The organism is Candidatus Rokuibacteriota bacterium (genome assembly GCA_016209385.1).
Classification (GTDB): domain Bacteria; phylum Methylomirabilota; class Methylomirabilia; order Rokubacteriales; family CSP1-6; genus JACQWB01.
Map to the genome: position 1 here is coordinate 18803 of JACQWB010000237.1, position 8729 is coordinate 27531.

General features: G+C 69.5%; 5 protein-coding genes. 1 reads left to right on the forward strand and 4 read right to left on the reverse strand.

What is annotated here, in order from left to right:
• Nucleotides 1-143 precede the first annotated feature (143 nt).
• The gene (locus HY726_17760) at nt 144-1559 is read left to right on the forward strand and encodes an MmgE/PrpD family protein (protein MBI4610841.1); all 1416 of its coding nucleotides are present in this window, start codon (nt 144-146) and stop codon (nt 1557-1559) included.
• Here the strand turns inward: HY726_17760 and HY726_17765 are convergent.
• The 4 genes from HY726_17765 to HY726_17780 all read right to left on the reverse strand — a co-directional run bounded on the left by HY726_17765 (nt 1522) and on the right by HY726_17780 (nt 8651).
• The gene (locus HY726_17765) at nt 1522-2847 is read right to left on the reverse strand and encodes an adenylosuccinate synthase (protein MBI4610842.1); all 1326 of its coding nucleotides are present in this window, start codon (nt 2845-2847) and stop codon (nt 1522-1524) included. The two genes, HY726_17760 and HY726_17765, sit on opposite strands and share 38 nt — an antisense overlap.
• Entirely contained in the window at nt 2840-4162 is a 1323-nt protein-coding gene (gene hisZ, locus HY726_17770) for an ATP phosphoribosyltransferase regulatory subunit (protein MBI4610843.1), read from the reverse strand. The genes HY726_17765 and hisZ overlap by 8 nt, the downstream gene beginning before the upstream one ends.
• 125 nt (nt 4163-4287) lie before the next feature.
• A complete protein-coding gene (locus HY726_17775) occupies nt 4288-4920 on the reverse strand; it encodes a histidine phosphatase family protein (protein MBI4610844.1) in 633 nt (210 codons plus the stop codon).
• Nucleotides 4921-5282: 362 nt separating this feature from the next.
• Nucleotides 5283-8651 (reverse strand): AAA family ATPase, encoded by a 3369-nt coding sequence (locus HY726_17780; protein ID MBI4610845.1) that lies wholly within the window; start codon nt 8649-8651, stop codon nt 5283-5285.
• Nucleotides 8652-8729: the final 78 nt, after the last annotated feature.

The following is an 8729-nucleotide window of genomic DNA, read 5'->3' on the forward strand; positions in this document are numbered from 1 at the left end:
TTTTACCACGCCGGGCCGGCCTCAGCAAGGCCGACCGGGTGTGCCGTTCTCGCGTCTCACCGCGGTGGCCTGTCGGCCACGACCGATACTTCTCGCTTGACTCCCTCCCCACGCGGAGGGTTCATAGACGGGAGGCTGAGCCCGTGGACGGGATCGCGAGCTTCGCCGAGCACGTCGCCCGCACCGCCTACGAGCACCTGCCGCCAGCCGCGGTGCTCGCGACGAAGACCTTCGTCCTCGACAGCATCGGCGTCGCCATCGCGGGGAGCGCCGACGCCTGGGCGATGCGGCTGGCCGAGACCGCCGCCGGCTGGGGGGAGGGACGCGAGGGCAGGGTCTGGGGCTCGCCCTGGCGCCTCCCGGCCCCGAGCGCCGCCCTCGTGAACGCCTACCAGATGCACTGCCTCGAGTTCGACTGCGTTCACGAGGCGGCGGTGGTGCACCCCATGGCCACGCTCCTCTCCTCGCTCCTCGCCCACGCCGAGCGCCGCGGGGGCGCGACTGGCAAAGATTTCTTGACGGCCGTCGCCGTCGGGGTCGACGTCGCCTGCTCGATCGGCCTCGCCTCGCGCGCGCCGATGAAGTTCTTTCGCCCCGCGACCGCCGGCGCCTTCGGGGCGGTGGCTGCCCTCGGCAAGCTGGAGGGATTCGACGTCCCGACGCTCACCAACGCCTTCGGCCTCGTGTACGGGCAGATCTCGGGAACGCTCCAGCCCCACGTCGAGGGCTCGATGCTGCTCGGCATGCAGATCGGCTTCAACGCCCGCAGCGCGCTCACCGCCGTGGACCTGGCGATGCGGGGCCTGACCGGCCCGCACGACGTCCTGGAGGGCGCCTACGGCTACTTCAAGCTCTTCGAGGGCGCCTACGACCTCGCGCCCGTGCTCGCCGACCTCGGCAAGGTATGGCGCGTCACCGAGTTGGCCCACAAGCCGTTCCCCAGTGGCCGGCTCACCCACGGGGCCGTGGACGGCCTCCTGCGGCTCAAGCGCGAGTTGGGGTTCGCCGCCGCCGACGTCGTCCGGATCACGCTCAGGGTGCCCCCGTTGGTGAAGCGCCTGGTCGGCCGTCCCGACATCCCGGCGCCAGCAGCCAGCTACGCTCGGCTCTGCCTGCCCTTCGTGGCGGCGACCGCGCTCCTCAGGGGCACCGTGGACGTGCTCGATTTCATCGGGAACCGGCTCACCGACCCCGAGGTGCACGCGCTCGCACTGAAGGTCGACGTGGAGGTGGACGACGGCCGCGACGAAAACGCGATCGTGCCGCAGACAATCGGAGTCGTGCTCGCCGACGGCCGCGAGCACGCGCTTCGCCTGGAGAGCATCCTCGGCCACCCCGCGAACCCGCTGACGCGCGAGCAGCACCTGGACAAGTTCCGCCGCTGCTGGACGTACGGCGCCCGGGGCTTGGGGGACGCCGACCGCGAGCGCCTGATCGCGCAGGTGGACCGCCTGGAGACAGCGCCGGACGTCCGGAAGCTGGTCGCGCTGACTGTGCCCCGAGGCCCGGGCCGGGATGCCGTCAGGCGAAGGCCGAGCGGAGCCCGGGGAACCACCTGAGGAGCGGCGAGTCCTCGAGCACGATCGTGTCGTCCCGCACGGCGCCGGTCGAGACCAGGCAGAGGTCGACGCCCGCCAGTTCCGCCAGGCGCTCCAGGTACTGGCGGGCCTTCGTGGGGAGCTCCCTGTAGGACCGGACGCCGCGCGTCGGGGTCAGCCACCCCGACATCTCCTCGTACACCGGCTCGGCCTCGACCCAGATCCGTTCTTCCCCTGGGAACTCGGTGAGCACGTCGCCCCGGTACTTGTAGCCCACGCAGATCCTCACCGTTTCGCACTGGTCCAGCACGTCCAGCTTGGTCAGGGCCAGCGTGTCGAGGCCGTTGACCCGCGCCGCATAGCGGAGCACTACCGCGTCGAACCACCCGCAACGCCGCGGCCGCCCGGTGGTGGCCCCGTACTCGTTGCCGCGCGAGCGGATCAGGTCTGCCAGCTCGCCCCTGAGCTCGGTAGGGAATGGCCCGCTCCCGACCCGAGTCGTGTACGCCTTGCCGACGCCAAGCACGCCGTGGATCTTGGTCGGTGGCACGCCCGTGCCGGTGGCCGCCCCACCCGCGGTGGTGTTGGACGAGGTGATGAAGGGGTACGTCCCGTGGTCGATGTCGAGCATCGTCCCCTGCGCCCCCTCGAAGAGCACGCTCTGGCCCGCCTCGATCCAGCGCGAAAGGAGGAGGGCCGTGTCCGTGATGTAGGGGGCCAACCAGCCGGCGTAGCGGAGGTACGGGCCCAGGATGTCCTCCACGGTGAAGGTCTGGGCATCGTAGATCTCGCGGAGAAGCTTGTTCTTCTCCCGGATGGTCGCGTCGAGCTTCTCCCGGAAGCGCGGCTCGTTCAGGAGGTCCGCCATCCGGATGCCCACGCGCGCCGCCTTGTCAACGTACGCGGGCCCGACCCCGCGCCCCGTGGTCCCGATCCGCCGCTTCCCCAGCTTGGCCTCGGAGGCCAGGTCCAGGGCGCGGTGGTACGGCATGATGAGGTGGGCGTTGCGCGAAATGAAGAGGTTTCCGTCCAGGATCACGCCGCGCCTGACCAGGGCCTCCATCTCCTCGATGAGCGCGGCCGGGTCGACGACGACGCCGCAGCCGATCACGCAGCGGCAGTTCGGGTGGAGGATCGCCGACGGGATCGAGTGGAAGACGTACTTCTCCCGTCCGACCACCACCGTGTGACCCGCGTTGTTCCCGCCCTGGTAGCGGACCACCACGTCCACTCGAGGCGCCAGGACATCGACGACCTTCCCCTTGCCCTCGTCACCCCACTGGGTCCCGACGACCACGATGTTAGCCATCGTCCCCTCCGCCCAGGCCCGGGAAGCACGCCGCCGGCCGCTCGAGGATCGCGCTGGCCGTCAGCACGCGCTCCTGGCCCGTCGCGAGCTCACGGACAAGGACCTCGTCGGCCTTGCTCGTCCGCGCGCTGCCCACCACCAGCACCCAGCGGGCCCGCTGCCGGGCAGCGTAGGCGAGCGACTCCTCGAGCCCCCGGGTAATGATATCGCGCGCCACGGAGGCCCCGAGGTCGCGGAGCCGCCGCGACAGGGCGAGCGCCGTGGTCTTCTCGGTGGTGAAGTCGATGATGAAGAAGTCCGGCCCGGCGAGCGGCACCGTCACGCCCTGGGCCTCCATGGCGAGCAGGAGCCGCCCCACGTCGAAGGCGAAGCCCGTGGCCGGGCAGTCGTAGCCGAACCGGGCCAGCATGCGGTCGTAGCGCCCGCCGCTGCAGATGTCGGCGCCGAGGCCCGCCACGTACCCCTCGAAGTGGACGCCGGAATAGTAGTCGAAGCCGCGAACCTCGCCGAGATCCAGGATGACCGAGTCCGCCAGCCCGTAAACGCGGAGCAGCCGGTGGACCTCGGCGAGGTTGGCCAGGGCGCGCTCCGACCGCGGGTTCTTCACCAGCGTGCCCGCGCGCTCCAGCACCTCCTCCCGCCCGAAGAGGCCCGGAAGCGCGAGCAGCAGCTCGGCGGTTGCGGCGGGTGGAGCGAACCCGGCGACGACCTGCTCCAGGGCGGAAACGTCCTTATGGGAGAGGGCCTCCTGGAGCTGCCGCGCCTGGGCCAGGTCCGCCCGGAGTTCCTCCAGGATGCCGCGGAAGAAGTCGGACTGGCCCACGTTGAGCTGGAACTCGCCGAGGCCCAGAGCGCGGAGCCCCTCGACCGCCATCGCGATCATCTCGGCGTCGGCCTCGGGCTTCTCGAGGCCCACCAGCTCCGCGCCGGCCTGGTAGAACTCGCGGTAGCGGCCGACCTGGGGGTCGTCGTAGCGGAAGACGTTCTCCACGTACGCGAGCCGGAGCGGCTTCGGCTCATCCCGGAGGCGCGTCGCCACGATGCGGGCGATCTGCGGCGTGATGTCGGCGCGGAGCGCCAGCATCCGGCCGGTCTCCCGGTCCACGAGCTTGAACATCCGTTCCTGGAGGTCCACGTCGGTGCCGAGGGAGAGGACGTCGAAGTACTCGTAGGTGGGCGTGACCACCTCCCGGTAGCCCCACTGGCCGAAGACGCGGAGCAGCCGCTCCTCCACGAAGCGCTTCTTCGCGGCCTCGTCGGCCAGGTAGATCTTCGCCCCCCTGGGGAGCTGGCTCTGGTGGACGCGACGCTCCACGCCTACTTGACTCGGAGGGGGGCTTCGCCCCCCTTCCGAACCTCCCCCCAGAATCGGTTGCGCCGGCCGGGTACCCACGGCGCAGCCGTGGGTGGGCGCTCGAACGCGCTGATTCCGACAGCCACCTAGGGCCTCCGGCCCCCGGCCACGCCGTCGAGGTGCGACACGAGGTTCATGCGATGCACGGTCGCCCACCCGTCACGGTACTCCAGCTCCGAGATCCCCGCGGCATCCACACGGATGGACCAGAGCCTCTCGGGAGAGAGGCCGAGGGCTTCGAGGATGAGCAGACGGATCGCCACGCCGTGGGAGACCAGACAGACGGTCTCTCCGTCGTGCGCCGATCTGAGCCCATCCAGCCCCTCGACGACGCGCTCGCGGACCTGCGCGAGACTCTCGCCCTCGGGCAGCGTGAGCGTGTGCGGGTGGTCCCGCCAGGCGGCGTAGAGTTCCGGAAACCGAGCCCTTACCTCCGAGACCGTGTGGCCCTCCCAGACGCCGAGACAGATCTCCTTGAAGGCGGGGGCCTCCAGCACGGAAAGCCTGTGACGGGCCGCGATCACGCCGGCCGTCTCCCGGGAGCGGGCGAGCGGGCTCGCATAGACGGCGGCAAGCTGACGGTCAGCCAGGGCCACGGCCGCTGCCTCGGCCTGCGCCTGCCCGTCCTCGGAGAGCGGGGTGTCCACGCACCCCTGGTACCGGCGCTCCCGGTTCCACTGGGTGCTCCCGTGTCTCAGGACAACGAGCCGCAACCCCATAGGCACACTTCTCCTCTCAGTGCCCAACCCGACCTATTCTAAAGGAATTCCCGGGGCTTGACGAGAGTTGGCACTGGCCACCGGCCGGTAGATACCACGAAAATCGAACAAAGAATATTCGATTTTACTGGTACCAGCCCGGCCGGACTCCGCTCGGTTTACGACTGCGGCCGCGAGGAGGCTCGCGTCGTCCTCGCTCTCGGCAGCGGAGGTCTCGACCAGCTGATCGGCCGGGCGCCGTCCCTTACCCGCGCGAACTCGCGCGGGCCCAGGAAGCCGCCGTCTCCTTGGCGAGAGGGATGTGCGCCGAGACGAAGTCGGCGCGGGGCGTCCTCGGGGGATTCAGGGGGCGACTCTGACGGCTAACGGCTGGAAAGGAGCGCCTCGGCACGAGCCAGGTCGCGGCCCATGCCCATGGCGCGGAAGAGCTCGACGGCACGGGTGAGCGGCGCGCGTGCCTCAACCGCCCTCCCGGCTTTCAGGTGGAGTTCGCCCAGGCTCACGAGGCACCGCGCCAGCAGCGGCCGCATCCCCAGGGCCTCGGCAATCTGGAACGCCTCTTGGAGCAAGTCAGGCCGGGCCGTGCAGGTACCCAACAACCACTTGGCCCACGCCTCGCGTCCGCGTTCCCCGTGGGCGGTGGCAAACTTTAAGGCCTCCTCGCCGGCCTGTCGCGCCTCTTCCGCGCGGCCGGCGAGCAGGTGCGCCTCGGCCAGGTTGGCCCACCAGTACGATCGGTCGGTGAAGGCACCGGCGGCTTCTTGGAGCTGGATCGCCTCCTGATGCAGAGGGATGGCCTCGGCGACCCGGCCCGCGTGAGCATAGGCGATCCCGAGCGCCGTCGCGGCGCGCATCGTGGACCCGGCGAAGTTCTTGCTCCGGCAGATCTCCAATGTTGGCTCCAGGAGCGGGATGGCCATCTCAGGCTCCCCTCGACGGACCCGGAGCAGCCCCTCGAAGAGCCGGATCGAGGTCAGGCTGTATGGGTGGTCTGCGGCCTCGGCAACCCGACCGCCCCGACGGGCGTACTCAAGGCCGCGGTCAAATTCACCGAGCTCAGCCAGCGCGAAGACGGCCCAGGAGCAGGAGACGACGTAGGGAAGCCCGGAGAGACCGAATCGCTCAAAAGCCTTTTCGCCTTCGAGAAGCTCAACATTCCGGTCAAGATACTCGACGGCGCGGCGGTACTCGCCGCGGCAGTGGTACGCGTGGCCCAGGTAGAGGTTCCCGGTTACCCGGAGCGTGAGGTCGTCGAGCGTCTCGCCGGCAGTCAAACAGCGCTCGCCGTACTCGATGGCTCGGGGGTACTCGGCCATGGCCCAGTAGTACTGGACGAGGAAGGCGTAGATCTTCTCGAGGCGGCGCGGATCCTCAAGAGACTCGGCGAGCTGCTCGGCATCCCGGAACAGACCGAAGAGCCGATCAAGCTTTCCGAGCCTCCAGAGCGGGGCCCGCATTTCGAGCCGCAGGTCAATGGCTCGGCCGTCGCGCTCGCCGCTCGCCGCCAGGTGTTCCAGCGCCTCAAGGGCACGCTCGTAGAACGCCACGGCCTCGCGGTCCACGCAGCGGGCAACCGCCTTCGCTCCGGCGCGCCCCAGGTAGTCCACCGCTTTCTCCCACTCCTCCCCCTGCACGAAGTGATGGGCCAGCTCGCCCAGGCGCTCTTCCAGCCGCTCCGGGTAGAGCCCCTCCATGAGGGCGCCGATCCGAGCGTGGAGCCGGCGCCGCTGGGACTGGAGCATGGAGGCGTAGGCGACGTCGTGAGTGAGGGCGTGCCTGAACATGTACACGGGCTCGGGGAAGAGGCTCGCCTCGTAGATGAACTCGGCGGCCTGGAGATGGGCCAGGCCCTTGCGGAGCGTGTCTTCGGGTGCCCCGGCGATGGCCTGGAGGAGCGCGTACGGGATGTCCTTTCCGATGACTGACGCCGTCTGAAGCAGACGCTTCTCCTCGGGTGGCAACCGGTCAGTGCGGGCGGCCAGGACCGCCTGGACCGTGGCCGGCACCTGGATGGTCTGGAGCGCCTTCGCGATGCTGTACCTTCCGCGCTCACCCACGAGCACCTGGGTCTCCACCAGGGTCCGGACGCTCTCCTCCAGGAAGAACGGGTTCCCCTCGGTGCGCTCGATCAGGAGCCGCTTGAGGGGCTCAAGAGCGGGGTCGTCACCGAGGAGTCCGCGCAGCAACTCCTCGGCGCTCTCGGGCGGCAGGGGATCGATCCGGATCTGCGTGTAGTAAGTCTTGGAGCCCCAGCCGTGCTGGTACTCGGGACGGTAGTTGACCAGGAGGAGGATGCGGGCGGTTGGAAGGCTCTCCACCAAGCTGTCCAGAAACGCCTGAGTCTCCGAGTCGATCCAGTGGAGGTCCTCGAACACCAGGCAGACGGGCTGGACCTGGCCCTCGCGGAGAACGAGGCGCTTGACGGCGTCCAGGGTCCGCTCGCGACGCTGGTGCGGATCCAGGGCCTGCCACTGGGGATCCTCTGCAGGCACGTCCAGGAGCGTGAGAAACGCCGGAAGCGTCGGCTGGAGGGCCTGGTCCAGCGTGAGGAGCTTTCCGATGACCTTTTCGCGGATCTTCCGCGGCTCGTCCCCGGCCTCGATCTGGAAGTAAGCCTTGAGGAGATCGACGACGGGGAGGTAGGGCGTGGCCTTGCCGTAGGAAACGGAACTGCTCTCGAGCACGAGCCAGCCCTGAGTCCGATGGGACCGGGCGAACTCCCAGAACAGGCGCGATTTCCCGACCCCCGGCTCTCCCACCACCGCGACGACCTGGCCGTGGCCGCCGCGGGCCCGGTCGAGGGCCTGGCTCAGGACCCCGACCTCGGTGTCGCGTCCGACGAATCGCGTCAGTGCGCGTGCCGCCGCGGCCTGAAGCCGGGTCCGGGCGGAGCCCGCTCCGGTCAGCTCGTACACCTCGACCGGTTCGCTCAACCCTTTGACAGTCACCGGGCCGACGGACCTGACTTCCACATAGCCCTCGGCCAGCCTGAGCGTCTCGGCGGTGATCAGAATAGTGCCCGGCATCGCGGTCTGTTCCATCCGTGCCGCGAGGTGGGTGGTCTGGCCAACCGCCGTGTAGTCCATGTGAAGGTCGCTCCCGATGGAGCGCACCACCACCTCGCCCGTGTTCAGTCCCACTCGGATATGAACCGGGATCCCGCGCGTCCGCTGGACCTCGGCCGCGTACCGCTTGATGGACTCCTGCATCCGGAGCGCGGCATAGGAGGCTCGGACGGCATGATCCTCGTGGGCGACCGGCGCGCCGAAGAGCGCCATGATGCCGTCGCCCATCACCTGGTTCACCGTCCCCTCGTACCGGTGGACCGCCGCCATCATGCCTTCCAGGACCGGGTCGAGAATCTTCCGCGCCTCCTCTGGATCCCGATCGGCGAGCAGCTCCATCGAGCCCTTGAGGTCGGCGAAGAGCACCGTGACTTGCTTCCGCTCTCCCTCGAGCGCGCTTCGGGAGGTGAGGATCTTTTCGGCCAGATGCACGGGAGTATACGTCTCAGGCGAGGCAAACCGTTGAGTTACCGGCGCCGTGAGGTCACCCGGTGCGGCGTGTCGGGGTACCTCCTCGCGCAGGCGGGCCCCGCACTGGTCGCAGAACTTGGCGGTTGGCTTGACCTCGGCGCCGCACGTGGGGCAGCGCTCGGCGAGCCGGGCCCCGCACTCGGCACAGAACTTCGCCGACGGGGCGTTGTCCTGGCCACAGGCGGCGCAGCGCATGGGAGCTCGGCCGGACAGCCCTTACAGCTTGACGAGCTTGGCGAAGACGATGTCCGGCATGGCACGGATCTCGGCTAG